This window comes from Geothrix rubra (assembly GCF_030268065.1).
In the GTDB taxonomy this organism is placed as follows: Bacteria; Acidobacteriota; Holophagae; order Holophagales; family Holophagaceae; genus Geothrix; species Geothrix rubra.
The window spans coordinates 575,331-592,076 of the sequence record NZ_BSDD01000001.1 but is presented as its reverse complement, the minus strand read 5'-3'; the positions used below and the strand labels follow the sequence as shown (position 1 = coordinate 592,076).

Sequence of the window (16,746 nt, the reverse complement as noted above, 5' to 3'; positions counted from 1 at the left end):
GCCCCGGCGCCCTCACCCGTGGAACAGGGCCCTGAGCTTCAGCCACTGGGAACGGGTGGCCCACGCGAGGTACGCGGACAGCGAGCGATCCCGCCGGTCCTGGCCGGACCGCTGCTCCAGGCCGGCGGGCGGAGGGCCGCCCTGCTGCCGGCGGTCGGCCTCGCGCTTCTCCTCCTTCCGGATGGACAGGGCGATGAGCCCCGCGAGCAGGAGGACGACGAGTGCGCAGTAGTCGGCGGTCCCCATGAGGCCCCCGGGGGAGCGTGGCGCTCCAGTCCGGCATGGAGAATGTATGCGCCCATGGCCGCGGGGCCAGGGGCACCTTCAACCGGGTGTGCTACCCCTCGAGCTCCGGAAACAGGCCCGGTTCCCGGCGGGCCCCGGCCTGCGCCCGATGCGCCTGGTACCCGGCCTCGGTCAGCAGGTGCCCCGCGCGGATGCCCAGCAGGCGCAGCCGGCGATCCAGGGGCACGCGCCTGAGGCAGGCCCGGGCGGTCTGGCGCAGGGAGCCGGCGTCGGCCACGGGTTCGGGGAGCACCTGGTCCCGGGTGACGGTCGTGAAGTCGTCGTACCGCAGCTTGATGCCGACCCCCCCGGTCCGGTAGCCCTTCCGCGCGAGGTCCGCGGCGAGCCGCTCGCAGAGGTCCAGCAGGATGCGCGACAGCTCCTCCCGGTCCAGCCTGGGATGGAGATCCCGCTCGAAGGTGGTCTCCCGGCTGATGGACTTGGGCTCCCGCACCGTCACCACGGGCCGGTCGTCCCGTCCGAGGGCCGCCGCGTGGAGCCAGGCCCCGTAGCTGGGGCCGAACTGCGCCACCAGCCAGGCGGGGTCGGCCCTGGCCAGGTCCCCGATGGTCAAGATCCCCGAGGTCTTCAGTCTCTCCGTGGCCTTCGGGCCGATGCCGTTGACCGCGGCGCAGGGCAGGGGCCAGATGCGGGCGGGGATGTCCTCCAAGCCCAGGATCGTGATGCCGTCCGGCTTCTGCAGCTCCGAGGCGAGCTTGGACAGCAGCTTGTTCGGCGTGATGCCGATGGAGCAGGTGAGTCCCGTCGCCTCCCTCACGGCGGCCTTCAGTTGGCGGGCCAACGCCAGCGAGTCGTCGGCCAGGTCCGTCAGGTCCAGGTAGATCTCGTCGATGCCGCGGTCCTCCATCCGCGGCGCCACCGCCGTCGCGGCGGCCTTGAAGGCCCGGGAGACACGGCTGTAGGCCTCGAAGTGGGCGGGCAGCAGGATCGCCTCGGGGGCCAGCGCCGCCGCCTTCATCAACCCCATGCCGCTGTGCACGCCGAAGGCACGGGCCTCGTAGGTGGCGGTGGTGACCACGCCGCGGCCGGCGTAGTCCTTGAGCCTGGGAAGGCCGTCCCCACGGGATGCCACCAGGGCACGGCGACCGCCCACCACCACCGGCAGGCCCCTCAGTTCCGGATGCTCCAGCAGCTCCACCGAGGCGAAGAAGGCGTCCATGTCCAGGTGGGCGATGCGACGGGGAGGGTCCGATTCCCGTTCCCCTCCGGGTGGAGACCCGGCAGGCCGGACGCCGTCGCCGGGGCCGGGCTGGGGGGATGGGGCTGGACTGGCGGCCATGGGGGTTCCTCGTCTCCCAGTATGGCTCCGGGCCGGTGGGGCAGCCTCCGGGGCAGGCCAGGGGGAATCCCAGCCGGCCGCTCCGCGCTACCCTGGGCGCATGTGCGGCCGCTACACCTTCGAGTTCACCGCCAGGTCCTTGGCCGCAGCTTTCGGGATGGTGCCCCCCGGCTTCGCCATCCGGAGCGGCTACAACATCGCCCCGGGGCAGTACATCGTCATCGTTCGGCCCGAGCGGGACCAGCGGGTGGCGGACGTGGCCTTCTGGGGCCTGATCCCGGGTTGGGTGAAGGATCCGAACGCCTTCTCCAAGCCCATCAACGCCCGGGCCGAGACCCTGGAGGAGAAGCCGACCTTCCGGGGGGCCTTCAAGCGCAAGCGGTGCCTGGTGCCGGCTTCTGGGTTCTACGAGTGGAAGGCAGAGGGGAAGGCGAAGCAGCCCTTCTACATCCACCCCGCCGAACCGGGAGCGCCCTTCGCCTTCGCCGGCCTGATGGAGGACTGGCACGGACCGAACGGCGAGGTCATGGTGAGCGCCTGCATCATCACCACGGAGCCGAACGGGCTGATGGCCGGGATCCACCACCGGATGCCCGTCATCCTCCCCCGGGAGGCCTGGCCGCTCTGGCTGGATTCCGCGGCCCAGACCCGGGAACTGGCCCCGCTCCTGGTGCCCTACCCTGCGGAACGGATGGCGGCCCATCCGGTGAGCCTGGCCGTCGGGGATGTCCGGAACGACGGGCCGGAATTGATCCTTCCCGATCGGACCTGAGTAACCTCGGCCATGCCCCGAAATCAGGAGAGGCTTTGGATTTTCAAGTCCTGGGGAATAGGGGGGCAGACTCGAACTGGCGCGTGGCTGGCCCCGGGGCCGACGGCTCCGACGCCCCACAGGGGCGTCCCCACCTGGCCCCTACCGGGCCGCCACTGCTTCTCGGCAGTCCGAGTCTGCGGCTCCGGCCGGGCGTACGCAAAACACCGGAGCGCGAGCTCCGGTGATTGAAATGGTGGCTGACGTAAGACTTCGGGCCGCGGCCGCGCGACCCGAAGGAGGCAGACTCGAACTGGCGCGTGGCTGGCCCCGCCCGCGGCCGCTGCGCAGGCCCCACTGGGGCCTTGCTCGCTGCGGGCTACCGGGCCGCCACTGCTTCTCGGCAGTCCGAGTCTGTGAGCTGGGGTGGGCGTACAAAAACACCGGAGCGCTCGGCTCCGGTGTGGATGGTGGTGGCTGGAGGCAGACTCGAACTGCCGACCTAGGGATTATGAGACCCTCGCTCTAACCACCTGAGCTACCCAGCCGGGAAGGGTCAGTGTAGCGGGGGCGCGGGTCTCCGTCTACTTCGGACTTCCGGGGAGGTCGTCCACGAGGGCCACCACGAGGCGTTTGGGGCCATGGACGCCGTAGGCGAGGGTCTGCTCGATGTCGGCGGTCTTGCTGGGGCCGGAGATCATCAGGGCGTTCTGCGGCGCTGCCTGGCCCCAGCCCAGGGCCCGGATGGCGGACCAGAGGGTGTCGTGGATCGTGGAGGCCCGCAGCAGGGCGAGGTGGAGGGGCGGCACCAGGGAGAGCAGGCGCGGTTCCCGGGGTCCGGGCGCCAGCAGGAGGCCGCCGGTCTCGGCCACGCCACCCAGGGTGGTGGTGAACCCGGCGTCCACGGATTGGAACAGCTCGGCCTTGAAGGTCTCCACGGGGGCGTCGTAGGGGCGCAGGGTGGTGGCCGATCCGGCCATGGCCTCGGCCAGGCGGCGGCCGGCCTCGGTGGTGGGCCCGAAGAGGAGGGTCCGGAGGCCCTCCCGTTCGCAGAAGGCGCGGATGACCGCGGGCCAATCGTCCGGCCGGGCCTCCAGGAACTCGGCGTGGATGGCCTCCATGCCCTGGCGCAGGCGCCGGACCCGTTCGGCGGGCGTCCAGCGGCGACGTTCCAGGACCGCGGTATCCAGGTCCGGGAGGGGGCCGCCGGAACCGGCCGCGCGGAGGCGGGCGAGGATGGCGGAACGGGAATCGGGTCGGGCGTCAGACACGGGGGAGGCCCTCCGAGCGGAGGCGCTCCTGCAGGGAGCGCGGGGCGGGCAGGGGCTTGGTGCGGGACATCGTCCAGGCCTTCAGCAGGGGCAGTCCGCCCGGGATGAAGCGCCGGAAGCGGGTGGCGAACCAGACGGAGAAGCGGTAGAGGCCGGGCCGTTTCAGGACGGCGGCCCAGGCCCGCCAGGCCAGGTCCTCGGCGGCCGTGCGGCCGGTCCCCTTGCCGGCCACCTTCGATCCGGCGTCGGCATGGGTGGCCTCCCGGCGCAGGCGCACGAGGATGTCGGGGATGGGGATCTCCACGGGGCACACCTCGCTGCAGGCGCCGCAGAGGCTGGAGCCGTGGATGAGGTCGTGGCGCAGGCCCACGCCCTCCATCTGGGGGGTGAGGATCTTGCCGATGGGGCCGGGATAGACCGCCTCGTAGGCGTGGCCGCCCACGCGGGTGTAGACCGGGCAGTGGTTCATGCAGGCCCCGCAGCGGATGCAGCGGAGCGTGGCCTGGAGCTGGGGATCGCCGTAGATCCGCGACCGGCCGTTGTCCAGGATGACCAGGTGGACCTCCCGGGGGCCGTCCTTCTCTCCTTCCGCCCGGGGGCCGCTGATGAGGTTGAAGTAGGTGCTGACGGGCTGGCCCGTGGCCGAGCGGGTGAGCAGGGCGTAGAGGGGCGCCACATCCTCGAGCCGTGCCACCACCTTCTCCAGGCCCATGACGGCGATGTGCAGGGGCGGCACGTGGGTGCTCATGCGCCCGTTGCCCTCGTTCTCCACGAGGCAGAGGGTCCCGGTCTCGGCCACGGCGAAGTTCACGCCGGAGAGCCCGGCATCGGCCTCCAGGAACTTCTGGCGCAGCACCTTGCGGGCCAGGGCCGTGAGCTCGTCCACGTCCTCGGTGTACTTCGCGTCCTTGATCTTCTGGCTGAACTGCCGGGCGATCTGGCCTTTGTTCTTGTGGATGGCCGGCATGATGATGTGGCTGGGCGTCTCGTGGTCGAGCTGGATGATGTACTCGCCCAGGTCCGATTCCAGGGACTCGATGCCGTGCGACTCCAGGAAGGCGTTGAGGTGCATCTCCTCGGAGACCATGCTCTTGCCCTTCACCAGCCGGGTGGCGCCCTTCGCCTGGAGCAGGCCGAGGATGAGGGCATTGGCCTGGTCGCAGGTCTCCGCCCAGTGGACCTGGATGCCGTTCCGGGAGCAGCTGGCCTCCAGCTGCTCCAGCAGCTCCGGCAGGCGCAGGAGGCTGCGGGCGCGGACCGCGGTGCCCAGGTCACGGAGCTCCTGGAGGTCCCCGGGATCCGGGAATTGCGCAGCCCGTTTGGCCATGAGCCCGTCCATGGCGCGGCGGAAGTTGGCCCGGAGCTGGACGTCGCCCAGGGCCTTCGCGGCGGAGGCGCGGAAGCTCAGGTCAGACGTGGTGGCCGGGCTTCGCTCGGTCACCACGTGGGGGTGCACGAGGGGGGACGCAGAGGGCGCGAAGCGGCCGGACGGTCCCCCCTCGTTCATGTCGGTCTCACCGTGCATGGGTGCGCTCCCACAGGAACTCGGCGATGTGCTGGACCCGCATGGGCGCGGCCTGGGCCTCCAGCACGCCCTTCACGTTGAGGAGGCAGCCGCCGTCCGTGGAGAGCACCACCTCGGCGCCCGTGGCCAGGGCATCCGCGGCCTTGTCGCAGGACATGGCGCCGGAAATTTCCGGGTGGCGGACGGAGAAGGTGCCCCCGAAGCCGCAGCACTCCCGCTCCCGGGCCAGGGGCGCCAGCTCGACGTGGGCCAGTTGGCCGATCAGCGCCTGGGGCTGCCCCTTCAGGCCCAGGTCCCGCAGGGCGTGGCAGGAGCTGTGCCACGTCACCTTCACGGGCTGGCCCAGGTCCTCGAGCCGCACCTCCAGCACGTCCACGAGGAACTGGGTGAGCTCGTACACCCGGGCGCTAAAGGCCAGGGCCGCGGCCTCCTCGGGCTGGCCCCGGAAGAGGTCCGGGTAGTGGTGCTTCATCATCCCGGCGCAGCTGCCGGAGGGCAGGATGACGGGCAGGTCCTCCGGGAAGAGGGCGATCTGGGTGCGGGCCACGGCCCGGGCCTCCTCGAAGAAGCCGCAGTTGTAGGCGGGCTGGCCGCAGCAGGTCTGGCCCTCGGGGAAGACCACCTCCACGCCGGCCCGCTGCAGCAGCTGGATGCCAGCCATCCCCGCGTCCGGGAAGAAGAGGTCCACCAGGCAGGTGCCGTAGAAGTAGGCCTTCGTGGGCTTGGGGGCGTTCACTGGGCGGCCTCCGGTCGGGTGGCGGACTCGAGCAGATACAGGAAGCTACGATAGACCTCCCCCGTCGAGCGGGTGAGGCCCACCTCGCAGGTGCGGCTGCTGGCGAAGGCGCCGTCGAAGTGGCCGGCCTTCACCTCCCGGGCCTCGTGCTTCGTGGCCGAGGCCGTCAGCTCGGGGTGGGTGAAGCCCCGGTCGCCCGCGAAGCCGCAGCAGCCGGCATCCCGGGGCACGGTCACCTGCTCGGCGCAGGCCCGGGCGACGCCCTCCAGCCTGGGCAGGAGGTTCATCTTGGTGACGGAACACACCGGGTGGAGGACCACCGATCCCAGCTTCCGCGTAACCTGGAGCCGGGGCAGCAGCACGTCGTGGGCGAAGGCGGTGCTGTCCAGGATCTTCAGCCGGTCGAACTTCGCCTGGTTCTCGGGCGTGAGGTAGGCCCGGCTGGTGAGCATGCCGTGGGTGCAGGGGCTGGTGTCCATGACGACGGGGAGGGCGCCCTCCCGGCTCCAGGCCCAGAACTTCTCGATGGCGCGGTTCACCGTGAACCGGTGGGCCTCGTCGTAGCCCTTGGAGCTGAAGGGGACGCCGCAGCAGGTGCCCTCGACATCCAGGGGGATGTGGACGGGGACGCCGGCCCGCTCAGCCACCCGCACCAGGGCCTCCACGAGGCTGAGTTCGTCGGGCTCGCCCGGCAGGTGGCCCATCATCCGCGAGATGCAGGCGGGGAAGTAGATGGCCTGGGCCCCTTCCGGGGCGGTGCGGGGCAGGGGGGCCTTGGCGGGCTTCGGCATCTCGGGGCTCCACTGGTGGGAGGCGCCGAAGGCCTTCATCACGCGGGTGACGAAGGGCATGGCCCGGGGCCCGAAGAGGCTCTGCACGGCGTGGCCGGTGCGAAGGGCCAGGCGCATGGCCGGCTCCACGGTGGCGAAGTGCCGGGCCACGGAGAGGGCGAGCTTCTGGGCGCGGCGGCTGTGGCTGGCCCGGCGGAAGCGCTTGGTGAGCTGGCCGGTGTCAATGCCCACGGGACAGGCGGTGGCGCAGAGACCGTCCACGGCGCAGGTCTCCACGCCCATGTAGGGGAAGGCGCCCCGGAGCGATTCCAGCAGCAGGGGATTCTCGCGACTCGCCTCCAGGCGGGCCATCTCCCTGCGCACGACGATGCGCTGCCGGGGCGTGAGGGTGAGCTCGCGGCTGGGGCACCGGGGCTCGCAGTACCCGCACTCGATGCACTTGTCGACCTCCTCCTCCACGCCGGGCATGGGCTTCAGGTCCGCCAGGTGGCAGTGGGGATCGGCGTTGAGGATCACTCCGGGGTTCAGCAGGCGGGCGGGATCGACGAGCGCCTTCAACCGCTCCATGACCGCCTTGGCCTCGGGGCCCCACTCGGCCTCCACGAAGGGCGCCATGTTGCGGCCGGTGCCATGCTCCGCCTTGAGGGCCCCGTCGTACTTCTTCACGACCAGCTCCACCACGTCGTCGATGAGGGCCGCGTAGCGCTCCACCTCCCTGGAATCACTGAAGGACTGGGTGATGACGAAGTGCAGGTTGCCGTCCTTGGCGTGGCCGAAGAGGATGGCCTCGTCGTAGCGGTGCCTGGCGAAAAGGCGGGTGAGGTCCACGGCGGCGTCCGCGAGATGCTCCACGGGGAAGGCCACATCCTCGATGAGCACGGTGGTGCCGCGCTTCCGCACCGCCCCCACGGAGGGGAAGGTGCCGGACCGGATCTTCCACAGGAGGGCCTGCTCCGCCGGATCGTGGGTGAAGCGGGCCGGCTCCAGGAGTTTGAGGCCCGACGCTGCGGCCAGGGCGGCGCGCTCCAGGTCGGCCCGGGCGCCCTCGTCGGCGCCCTGGAACTCCACCAGCAGGGCGGCGGCGCCCTCCGGCAGGGCCTTGATGCCGGGAGGGACGCCGGCCTGGGTCTCCACGGAGCGGAGCGAGGCCCGGTCCAGCAGCTCCAGGGCCGCGGCGCCCGCATCCCGCAGGGGCACGATGGCGGCGCAGGCCGCGTGGAGGTCGGGGAAGATCAGGAAGCCCGTCACCTTCACCGGCAGGTCTGGCACGGATGTCAGCACGGCCTCGGCGATGAAGGCCAGGGTGCCCTCGGAACCCACCAGCAGGTTGCGGAAGATGTCGACGGGCCGGTCGAAGTCGATGAAGGCGTTGAGGGAGTACCCGGTGGTGTTCTTCATCCGATACTTGGCCCGGATGCGCTCCGCCAGCGGACGGTTGGCCTCGATCTCGGCCTTGAGCCGCAGCAGGCCCTCGGCCAGGGCCGGCTCCGCCCGCCGGAAGGCCTCGTCCGCGTCGGGGGCCGCCGTGTCGATCACCGTCCCGGAGGGCAGGACGAAGGTGAGCGATTCCAGGGTGTGGTAGGCGTTCTGGACCACGCCGCAGCACATGCCGCTGGAGTTGTTGGAGAGGATGCCGCCCACGGTGCAGGTGGCGATGGAGGCGGGATCGGGCCCCATTTTCGCCCGGAAGGGGCGCAGGGCGTGGTTCACGTGGGCCCCGATGACGCCGGGCTGGACCTTCACCCGGGCGCCGCGGTCGAGCACCTGGATGCCGCGCCAGTTCCGGGCCACCTCCACCAGGATGCCGTCCGTGACGGCCTGGCCCGACAGGCTGGTGCCGGCGGCCCGGAAGGTCATGGGGATCCGCCGCTCCCGGCTCAGGACGAAGAGGGCCCGGACCTCCTCGACGCTGCCCGCAAAGACGATGGCCTTGGGGATCAGGCGGTAGAAGCTGGCGTCGGAGGCGAAGGCGATGAGGTCCACGGGGCGGTCGAGGACGCGATCGGGACCAACGATGGCGGCCAGGGCATCCCGGAGGGAAAGGTGGTCAGGGGTGGCGGGCATGGGCGTTCCTCGGGATTCATTCCAGCGCCGGCTCCGCGCCCGTGGGTGGCGGAACCGGCAGGATCCATCAAACGGACGAGGCCTTCACTTCACCGGCGCGACGGCCACGACCGGGGCCGGGGCCCCCGGCATCATGCGCCCGGGCAGCACCTTGGCGTAGAGGAAGATGACCAGGCCCACCAGGGCCGCCAGGGTGACGCTGTGGAGGAAGACGTAGCGCAGGATGCGGCCCTCCTCGCCCTGCTGCTCAGTGGCCACGGAGGCCACGACGATGCTCTGGGCGTCGATCATCTTGCCCATGACGCCGCCGGCGGAGTTGGCCGCGGCGGTGAGCACCGGGTTCAGGCCCAGCTGCTGGGCGGTGATCTTCTGCAGGCCCCCGAAGAGCACGTTGGCGGAGGTGTCGCTGCCGGTGAGGGCCACGCCCAGCCAGCCCAGCATGGCCGAGAAGAACGGGAAGATGGCGCCGGTGCTGGCGAAGGCGAGGCCGACGGTGGCATCCAGACCTGCGGACTTGGTGGTGAACCCGAGGGCGAGCATGGCCATGATCGTGAGCAGGGAGATCTTCACCCGCTTCAGGGTGTTCCAGTAGATCTTGAGGAGGTCGACGAGGCCGAAGCCCAGGAAGAGGCCGCCCAGCAGCCCGGCCAGCAGCAGGCTGGTGCCCGTGGCGGAGAGCCAGTTCAGGGTGTACTCGGCCTTCTCCACCGTGGGGGCGGGTACCACCGGGGGGGTGCGGACGACGGCGTTGTTCAGCTTCGGTACCGCGAACACCAGGTTGGATTTGCCGTAAAGGAGGTTCGGGCGGGCCTTGGTCCCGCCGTTGAGGGCGGTCTTCACGGAGGGCATGCCCCAGGCGAACACGAAGATGGAGAGCAGCACCCAGGGCATCCAGGCCCGAAGGGCGGCCTTGCGGCCCTGCTTCGGGGCAGCCGTCGCGCTCGCGTCCTCGTGGGCGAAGCGCCAGGTGGTCTTCGGCTGCCAGAACCGGAGCAGGACCACGAGGGAGAGCATGGAGGCGATGGAACTGGCGATGCTCACCACCCAGGGTCCGTGGTAGTTGCTCACCAGGAACTGGACGAGGGAGAAGCTTGCGCCGGCGGTGAGGCAGGCGGGCCAGATCTCCAGCATGGCCTTGCGGCCGGCCATGACCCAGATGATCCAGAAGGGGATCATGAGCGAGAAGGGAATGAGGATCCGGCCCGCGGCGGCGCTGAGGTCGGTGACGGGAAGGCCGGTGACCGCGGCCAGCACGACGATGGGCGTGCCCAGGGCGCCGAAGGCCACGGGCGCCGTGTTCCCGATGAGCGCCAGCCCGGCGGCCTGGAGGGGCTCGAAGCCAAGGCCGATGAGCATGGCCGCGGAGATGGCCACCGGGGTGCCGAAGCCCGCCGCGCCTTCGAGGAAGGCGCCGAAGCCGAAGGCGATGAAGAGCGCCTGGATCCGGCGGTCCGAGGCCAGGCCCGCGATGGTGTGCTTCACCACCTCGAAATCCCCCGACTTCACCGAGATGTCGTAGACGAAGATCGCGTTGAGCACGATCCAGCCGATGGGCAGCAGGCCGTAGAGGGCGCCGTTCACCGCGGCCATGCCCGCCAGCGAAGGCGGCATGTGGTAGACCAGGACCGCCACGAACAGGGCGGCCAGCAGACCCAGGAACGCCGAGAGGTGGGCCTTCACGTGGAAGAAAGCCAGCAGACTCAGCAGCACGATGACGGGCAGGGCCGCCACCAGGGCGGACAGGAAGACGTTCCCCAGGACGGGGGTATAGATCTGGGACCAGGGGGTCATGAAACCTCCGGACGGGAATCAGGGGATGAGGGGGTGGTTTTTTGAAAAGAACTTCAGGAAGCCTAATCGAAGGTCTGGTGGTCTGACCACCGGCCGCCCAGGGTATTTCGTCACAGCTTTCCATCCATCTGGAAATCAAGCCCTTAAATCAGAGGATTCCGGAGAGATCAGGCGCCCCAGACCGGTTATCTGCCGGGGCGGCTGGTAGGATCAGCCTCAAACGTGGATGCGGACGGACCATGGAATTCAGCCCCATCAAGACCAGACGCCTCTACGAGGAGATCGTGGAGCAGATCAAGCGGCTCCTCACCGATGGCACGCTGAAACCCGGGGACCGGCTGCTGCCGGAACGGGACATGGCCGAGCAGTTCAAGGTCAGCCGGGCCTCCGTGCGCGAGGCCATCCGCACCCTGGAGATGCTGGGGATCATCGACATCCGGCCCGGGGAGGGCACCTTCATCCGCGACACCGAGACGGACGCCATCATCCGCCCCCTGGCCATGTTCCTGGCCGTGGAGCGCAGCTCCCTCCTCGACATGTTCGAGATGCGGCGGATCTTCGAGACCGCCACGGCGCGGTTGGCGGCGCAGCGGGCCACCCAGGAGGAGGTGGACCAGATCGAGGCCATGCTGGAGAATATGCGGGAGCGGCTGAACGTGCAGGATCCCGCCCGGGGCGAGGAGTTCGACGCGGCCTTCCACTACGCCGTGGCCGAGGCCACCCACAACAGCCTGCTGACCAAACTCTTCAAGACCGTCTCGGAAGAGTTCGCCAAGGCCAACTCCGTGGCCCGGCGCCAGCTCTACCAGAGCGGCGAGGAGAACGCCCAGCGGATCATCGACCAGCATACGGAGATCCTCGAAGCCATCCGCGCGCACTCCCCGGAGGCCGCCGCCAGCGCCATGCACGCCCACCTCGTCTTCGCGGAGGACGAGCTGCGGAAGTGGATCGTCTAGGACGGCACCGCCCTGGGCGACAATGGCTCCGTGCGCTACGACGAGCCCCTCTTCCGACCGCCCAGCGAGGCCGAATCCTTCATCCTCCAGGCCACCCTCGGCTGTTCCTGGAATGCCTGCACCTACTGCGCCATGTACCGGTCCAAGCGGTTCGAGGTGCGGGCCCTGGACGCCATCCTCGCGGACATCGCCGAGGCCGGGGCCCGGTTCGGAGCCGAGGTGCGGCATGTCTTCGTGGCGGACGGGGACCCGCTCATCATGGACCTGGGCCACTGGGAGCCCATCCTGCGGGCCCTGGCCCACGCCTTCCCCCGGCTGCGCCGGGTGGGCACGTACGCCACGGCGCGGAACCTCCTGGCGAAGACACCCGAAGAGCTGAAGCGTCTCCGCGACCTGGGCCTCTCGCTCCTCTACCTCGGTCCCGAATCGGGGGATGACGTGACCCTGCACCGGCTCGCGAAGGGCGCCACCGCGGCGGACCACGTGGAGGCCGCGCGGAAGGCCCGGGAGGCGGGCATGGACCAGTCCCTCATCTTCCTGCTGGGAGCCGGAGGCCGCGAGCGGAGCGAGGCCCACGCCCGCGCCTCGGGGCAACTCGCCACGGCCATGGATCCGAAGTACCTCTCGACCCTCACCCTGACGGTGGTTCCGGGCACACCGCTCGCACGGCTGGAAGGCCAGGGCCGGTTCGAGCTTCCCGAGGTCCCCGGCCTGCTTGCGGAGCTGCGGTGGTTCGTCGGGGAGGCCCGCCCCACCTCGGCCATCTTCCGGTCCAACCATGCCTCCAATTACCTGCCCCTCGGCGGCCGCCTCCCCCGGGATCGGGAGGCCATCCTGGCCGTTCTCGACGAGGCCCTGGCCGGGCGCCGCCCCCTTCGGCCGGAGTGGGCCCGGGGGCTGTAGGCGCGGGGCGTCCGGCGAGGGCTCCCGGCTCCGCCGAAACAAGGGCTCCGGCAACCTCCTCGTAACTCGGGCACGTCTTGTGCCCTCGCCCTCCGGGCGGCCATCGCCTTCAGCGATGCCGTCCTATTTCGCTGTCCTGCGAAATGGTGACTCGGACACGTCTTGTGCCCTCGCCCTTCGGGCGGCCATCGCCTTCGGCGATGCCGTCCTATTCGCCTATCCTGGCGAATGGTGGCCCCGGTGGGGTTCGAACCCACGACCAAGCGGTTATGAGCCGCCAGCTCTGACCGCTGAGCTACAGGGCCAGGGGCAGTGTAGCAAAGCCGGCTCCGGACGCAGGCCTACAGGCCCTGGAGGTCGCGGCCGTTCCCGGCGAATTCCAGGAGCTGGAGCATGCGGTCGGCCAGGGTCGGGAGATCCCGGGCTTCCAGGAGGAACTGCCGCTCGGTGGGTTCGAAGTCGAGGGCCATGGCCAGGGTGTTGAGGCGGGCCTCGTCTTCCAGGGGGAGGTCGAGCAGTTCCTTGAGCTGGGCCTCGATGTCCTGGTCCTTCGCATAGCCGTGGAGGGCCTCCATGAGCCGACGCCGGTGGGGGCCTGGCCAGAGGATGGAACCATCGAAGGGCAGCGCCTCGGTGCGGGCCTGGCGGAAGGGCTGGCCGGGTACCTCCTCGAGGATCCGCGTGGCCTCCTTGCCCTGGACCAGGAGGTTCCACCTTCCGCCCGTGAGTGGCTCGGCCCGCACCACCTCGGCCACGCAGCCCACGTCGAAGGTGGGGGCACGCTCACCGAGCGGATCGTCGGCCGAGGGCTCGCGCATCAGCACCAGGACCAGGTGGTGGTGGGAGTTGAGCACCTGGACCGTCATGTCCTGGTAGCGGGGCTCGAAAATGTGCAGCGGCACGAAGGTGTGCGGGAAGAGCACGACCTGGGGCAGGGGGAAGAGCGGAAGGATGGCTGGTAGCATGGTTCCCTGATTGCAACCCCATCGGAGCCGCCACCGTGAAGGATGAGAACCAGCCCTCAGGAGCCGCCGATGCCGTTCTGGACGCTGCCCTCAATGCCCTGACGGATCTCCAGTCCACCTGGGACCGGGCGGCCGTGGATGCCTGGTGCGCCATGGTCCTGGACCGCGGTGGCCGGGTGGTGCTGACCGGCATGGGCAAGTCCGGGTTGGTGGCGCAGAAGGTGGCCGCCACCCTGGCTTCCACGGGGTGCCCCAGCCTCTACCTGCACCCCGCCGAGGCCCTCCATGGCGACCTGGGCATGGTCACCGGTGCCGATTCGGTGCTGGCCCTGTCCAACAGCGGGGAATCCGAGGAGGTGGTTCGGCTGTTACCGAGTCTTGTCCGGATGGGCGTCCCCCTGGCGGCCATCACGGCCAAGGCCGAGAGCAGCCTCTGCCAGGCGGCCACGTGGCGGTTCCTCTATCGACTGCCCCAGGGCGAGGGTTGCCCCCTGGACCTGGCGCCCATGGCCAGCACCACCCTCCAGCTCGTCTGGGGCGACCTGCTGGCGGCCACGCTCATGGACCGCCGGGGCTTCACCCGGGACCATTTCGCGCTCTATCATCCCGCTGGAAGTCTTGGCGCCAAACTTCTGAAGACAAAAGCATTGATGCATACCGACTGGCCCCGCGTCGCGGCGGACGCCCCGCTGACGGCGATCCTGGCCGCCATGACCAATGGGCACTTCGGCATGACCAGCGTCATGGAGGGCGACCACCTCCTAGGCGTCATCACGGACGGGGACCTCCGGCGCGGCCTGGAGTCCGCCGAACGGGAGGGCTGGAACCCGCTCCTGTTGAAGGCCGACCAGCTGATGTCCCGCACCCCGGTGCGGATCGATGGGGAAGCCTTGGCTGTGGAGGCCGCCGCCAAGATGGAATCCCGGAAGATCACCTTCCTGATGGTGGAGCGGGAGGGTCGTCCCTGTGGGCTCGTGCACATCCACGATCTGCTGGCAGCGAAGGTCTTGTAGCAGGATGGTGGGCCCTCGTGGCTGGCGTTTGAGGTTACATAATATACATTATCGAAAGTCAAATCAGGCCCCTTGATGCCCACGATCCTGACCCGCTACATCCTGCGCCGGTGGACCGTGCCCCTCCTCGGGGCCCTGGTCTTCTACGGGGCCCTGCTCCTGGCCAACGAGGTGGTGGCGATCTCCAAGGAGATCTTCACCCAGGGCGCCGCCATGCGCTGGCTGATCCCGCTGCTGCTCACGGCGCTGCCCGAGATCCTGGGCATGGTGCTGCCGATGGCGGCGGTCCTCGGAGGCCTGCTGGGAACCCAGCAGATGATGGAGGGCTCCGAACTGGTGGCGGCCCAGGGGCTCGGGGCCGGTCGCCGGACCTGGCTGCAGCCCTGGACGATCCTGGCCACCTTCCTCCTGGTCCTTGCCACCCTGAATGCCCACCTGCTGGTGCCCGCGGCCAGCCAGTACCAGCAGCACCTCAAGACGCGCATGGCCGAGGAGGCCAAGTCCAGGTTCCTCCGCCCCGGCGGCCCCCCCTGGTTCCCGCCGGGGTCCCCGGATTCCGCCTTCTGGGTTTCGCCCGAAGGCCAGGTCCACATCATGGAATCGACCCCCCAGGGCGTGCAGCACCTGACCGCGGCGTCCATGACCTATGCGGTCGAGACCGGAGCCGATGGCTCCTCCGAGCTGCAGCTGCGCCTGGATGGCCTCAACGGGGCGCTCTACCAGCCGCCCGGCCCGGGAGCGGCCTCCCAGGGGAGCGTCATCAACCTCCACCAGGCCCAGCAGGTCTTCCGCTTCGCCCTGCCCTCCGGCACCCGCCTCCTGTCCCCGACCCCGTTGCGCCAGGAGAGGACCCCGAACCTGCTTCGCCTGAGCCGGGCCCCCCTGGGTCCCGGCCAGGACCCCCTCGCCTGGAAGAGCACCCGGCTCCAGGCGGACATGGAACTCTGCCGTCGGATCACCCTGCCCATCGCCTCCGCGGCGCTGCTCCTGCTGGGCATCGGGCTCGGCTTCGGCCACCCCCGGTTCTACAAAGGCGGGGCCATCCTCCGGAGCATGGGCATGATCATGCTCTACTACATTGGGATGAAGTACATTGAAAACATGTGGATAGGTGAAAAATTCAAAACACCTGTACCCCTTCTGCTCATCCCGTTCCCCTTCCTGGTCTGGGGTTGGTTCCTCCTCCAGCAGCGCCTGCGACCCCATCATCCGAGCCGGGTGGGCCTGCGTCTGGGACCCTGGCTGGCGCCGCTGCGCTCCCGGGTGACGCCCGCCCTGGAATGGTGGCGGGCCAACGAGACCCGGATGAAGCGGTGGATCCATGGCAAGGGGACCCGGCACGGCATCCTCCGGCACTGGTCGACCCTTGGCTGGTACCGCAACTGGGCCTCGGCCCTGGGCACCCTCCTGCTGCTCAACTTCCTGGTGGAATATGCGAGCCTGGCGGGAGATCTGTCGAAGAATAATGTCCATTTCTATGTATTCATGGACTATTGGATCTGGAATCTCCCCCCCTTCCTCGCCATCGCCCTGCCCATGGCCTTCCTCCTGGGCTCCCTCCTGGCGCTGTCAGAGGGGGCCCTCAGCCGGGAGTGGCTGGCCTTGAGGGCCGGAGGCGTCAGCCTGGTCCGGTGGCTCTGGAGCAGCCGGGTCGCCTGGGCTGGGGTCACGGCCTTCACCCTCCTGCTCCAGGCCTGGATTGCACCAATGGCAACCAGCCGTGCCAACCGCCTTTACAGGGAAATCCTGAAACGGTCTGAAAACGTCTCGACCACCCGGCCCTGGCTGTACCTGGGGTCCACGGGGGTCCTGTGGAAACTGGAGGGCGAGCAGCGCTGGGGGTTCCCCCTGAAGGCGCCGGGAGAGGCGCCCCTCCTCCTGGGCTGGCGTCTGGGGGAGGTGAACTCGGAGGCCCTGGCATGGGGTGGACTGCACATGGTCCAGGGTCCCCCCGCCGACCAGCTCTTCCCCGAACGTTCCCTGCGCAACACCCCGTCGGCCGAGGAGGCTTCCACCTTCGATCTTTTCCACTGGCAGCGCTGGGCCCCGGATCCGGAGCGGGCCTACATGCTCTGGAGCCGGCTCCTGGGGTGGCTGGCGGGGCCCTGCCTGGTGCTGGCCATGCTCTCGTTCGCCTTTCCTGGGCCCCGACAGGGCCGGGGTCAGGCCCTGGGGGCGGGTCTCGTGGCCGGCCTGCTGTTCCTGGGGCTGCAGGCCCTGTTCGGCGGAGCCGCCCGGGCCTCGGAGATCCCGGCCACCTGGGGGGTCCTGGCACCGCTGCTGCTCCTGCTCAGCGTGTCCCTTCTCCGCCTGCGCCAGCTGAGGACTTGATGGCGGCCTCCTCCCCGGTCGCCAGGACCAAGGAACCCGCCCGCGCCATGGGAAGATGGACCCA

13 protein-coding genes and 2 tRNA genes are annotated in these 16,746 nt (G+C 69.8%); 5 read left to right on the top strand and 10 right to left on the bottom strand.

Features of this window, described 5'->3' with window-relative positions; all coding sequences use genetic code 11:
- Positions 1-12: 12 nt before the first annotated feature.
- Positions 13-246: a hypothetical protein gene (locus tag QSJ33_RS02630; RefSeq protein WP_285722694.1), complete on the bottom strand. Its 234-nt coding sequence runs from the start codon at positions 244-246 to the stop codon at positions 13-15.
- 91 nt (positions 247-337) lie between these two features.
- Positions 338-1,585 (bottom strand): DNA polymerase IV, encoded by a 1,248-nt coding sequence (gene dinB, locus QSJ33_RS02625; RefSeq protein WP_285722692.1) that lies wholly within the window; start codon positions 1,583-1,585, stop codon positions 338-340.
- Positions 1,586-1,685: 100 nt separating this feature from the next.
- Here dinB and QSJ33_RS02620 point away from each other — a divergent pair, with 100 nt between their 5' ends.
- Positions 1,686-2,357, top strand: a complete 672-nt coding sequence (locus tag QSJ33_RS02620) for an SOS response-associated peptidase (RefSeq protein WP_285722690.1) — start codon at positions 1,686-1,688, stop codon at positions 2,355-2,357.
- Positions 2,358-2,807: 450 nt separating this feature from the next.
- On the opposite strand, the gene QSJ33_RS02615 is transcribed toward QSJ33_RS02620, so the two are convergent.
- The 6 genes from QSJ33_RS02615 to QSJ33_RS02590 form a co-directional block, all read right to left on the bottom strand.
- Positions 2,808-2,884 (bottom strand) — tRNA-Met (locus QSJ33_RS02615).
- 36 nt (positions 2,885-2,920) lie between these two features.
- On the bottom strand, positions 2,921-3,607 hold the full coding sequence (locus QSJ33_RS02610) for a LutC/YkgG family protein (protein WP_285722689.1): 687 nt from the start codon (positions 3,605-3,607) through the stop codon (positions 2,921-2,923).
- The gene (locus QSJ33_RS02605) at positions 3,600-5,132 is read right to left on the bottom strand and encodes a LutB/LldF family L-lactate oxidation iron-sulfur protein (protein WP_285722687.1); all 1,533 of its coding nucleotides are present in this window, start codon (positions 5,130-5,132) and stop codon (positions 3,600-3,602) included. The genes QSJ33_RS02610 and QSJ33_RS02605 overlap by 8 nt, the downstream gene beginning before the upstream one ends.
- Complete coding sequence (locus QSJ33_RS02600) at positions 5,122-5,868, bottom strand: (Fe-S)-binding protein (RefSeq protein ID WP_285722685.1); 747 nt, start codon at positions 5,866-5,868, stop codon at positions 5,122-5,124. The genes QSJ33_RS02605 and QSJ33_RS02600 overlap by 11 nt, the downstream gene beginning before the upstream one ends.
- Positions 5,865-8,723, bottom strand: a complete 2,859-nt coding sequence (locus tag QSJ33_RS02595; RefSeq protein ID WP_285722683.1) for an FAD-binding and (Fe-S)-binding domain-containing protein — start codon at positions 8,721-8,723, stop codon at positions 5,865-5,867. The genes QSJ33_RS02600 and QSJ33_RS02595 overlap by 4 nt, the downstream gene beginning before the upstream one ends.
- 84 nt (positions 8,724-8,807) lie before the next feature.
- Entirely contained in the window at positions 8,808-10,514 is a 1,707-nt protein-coding gene (locus tag QSJ33_RS02590; RefSeq protein ID WP_285722681.1) for an L-lactate permease, read from the bottom strand.
- A 239-nt stretch (positions 10,515-10,753) separates the two neighbouring features.
- Here QSJ33_RS02590 and QSJ33_RS02585 point away from each other — a divergent pair, with 239 nt between their 5' ends.
- On the top strand, positions 10,754-11,470 hold the full coding sequence (locus QSJ33_RS02585) for a FadR/GntR family transcriptional regulator (protein ID WP_285722679.1): 717 nt from the start codon (positions 10,754-10,756) through the stop codon (positions 11,468-11,470).
- A 30-nt stretch (positions 11,471-11,500) separates the two neighbouring features.
- A complete protein-coding gene (locus QSJ33_RS02580) occupies positions 11,501-12,373 on the top strand; it encodes a radical SAM protein (protein ID WP_285722677.1) in 873 nt (290 codons plus the stop codon).
- Between the two features lie 229 nt (positions 12,374-12,602).
- On the opposite strand, the gene QSJ33_RS02575 is transcribed toward QSJ33_RS02580, so the two are convergent.
- Positions 12,603-12,678, bottom strand: a tRNA-Ile gene (locus QSJ33_RS02575).
- 36 nt (positions 12,679-12,714) lie between these two features.
- Complete coding sequence (locus tag QSJ33_RS02570) at positions 12,715-13,338, bottom strand: LON peptidase substrate-binding domain-containing protein (RefSeq protein ID WP_285722675.1); 624 nt, start codon at positions 13,336-13,338, stop codon at positions 12,715-12,717.
- A gap of 35 nt (positions 13,339-13,373) precedes the next feature.
- Between QSJ33_RS02570 and QSJ33_RS02565 the strand changes: the two genes are divergently transcribed.
- Positions 13,374-14,351, top strand: coding sequence for a KpsF/GutQ family sugar-phosphate isomerase (locus QSJ33_RS02565; RefSeq protein WP_285722673.1), 978 nt, complete (start codon positions 13,374-13,376; stop codon positions 14,349-14,351).
- Positions 14,352-14,426: 75 nt separating this feature from the next.
- Positions 14,427-16,682 carry an LptF/LptG family permease gene (locus QSJ33_RS02560; RefSeq protein WP_285722671.1) on the top strand — a complete coding sequence of 752 codons (2,256 nt, stop codon included), beginning with the start codon at positions 14,427-14,429 and terminating at the stop codon, positions 16,680-16,682.
- Positions 16,683-16,746 lie beyond the last annotated feature (64 nt).

Excerpts from the sequence above, each read along its gene's own strand:
- QSJ33_RS02595 (WP_285722683.1), bottom strand. The coding sequence starts at position 8,723 with ATGCCCGCCACCCCTGACCACCTTTCCCTCCGGGATGCCCTGGCCGCC.
- QSJ33_RS02585 (WP_285722679.1), top strand. The coding sequence starts at position 10,754 with ATGGAATTCAGCCCCATCAAGACCAGACGCCTCTACGAGGAGATCGTG.
- QSJ33_RS02570 (WP_285722675.1), bottom strand. The coding sequence starts at position 13,338 with ATGCTACCAGCCATCCTTCCGCTCTTCCCCCTGCCCCAGGTCGTGCTC.
- QSJ33_RS02560 (WP_285722671.1), top strand. The coding sequence starts at position 14,427 with ATGCCCACGATCCTGACCCGCTACATCCTGCGCCGGTGGACCGTGCCC.
- QSJ33_RS02620 (WP_285722690.1), top strand. The coding sequence starts at position 1,686 with ATGTGCGGCCGCTACACCTTCGAGTTCACCGCCAGGTCCTTGGCCGCA.
- QSJ33_RS02590 (WP_285722681.1), bottom strand. The coding sequence starts at position 10,514 with ATGACCCCCTGGTCCCAGATCTATACCCCCGTCCTGGGGAACGTCTTC.
- dinB (WP_285722692.1), bottom strand. The coding sequence starts at position 1,585 with ATGGCCGCCAGTCCAGCCCCATCCCCCCAGCCCGGCCCCGGCGACGGC.
- QSJ33_RS02605 (WP_285722687.1), bottom strand. The coding sequence starts at position 5,132 with ATGCACGGTGAGACCGACATGAACGAGGGGGGACCGTCCGGCCGCTTC.
- QSJ33_RS02630 (WP_285722694.1), bottom strand. The coding sequence starts at position 246 with ATGGGGACCGCCGACTACTGCGCACTCGTCGTCCTCCTGCTCGCGGGG.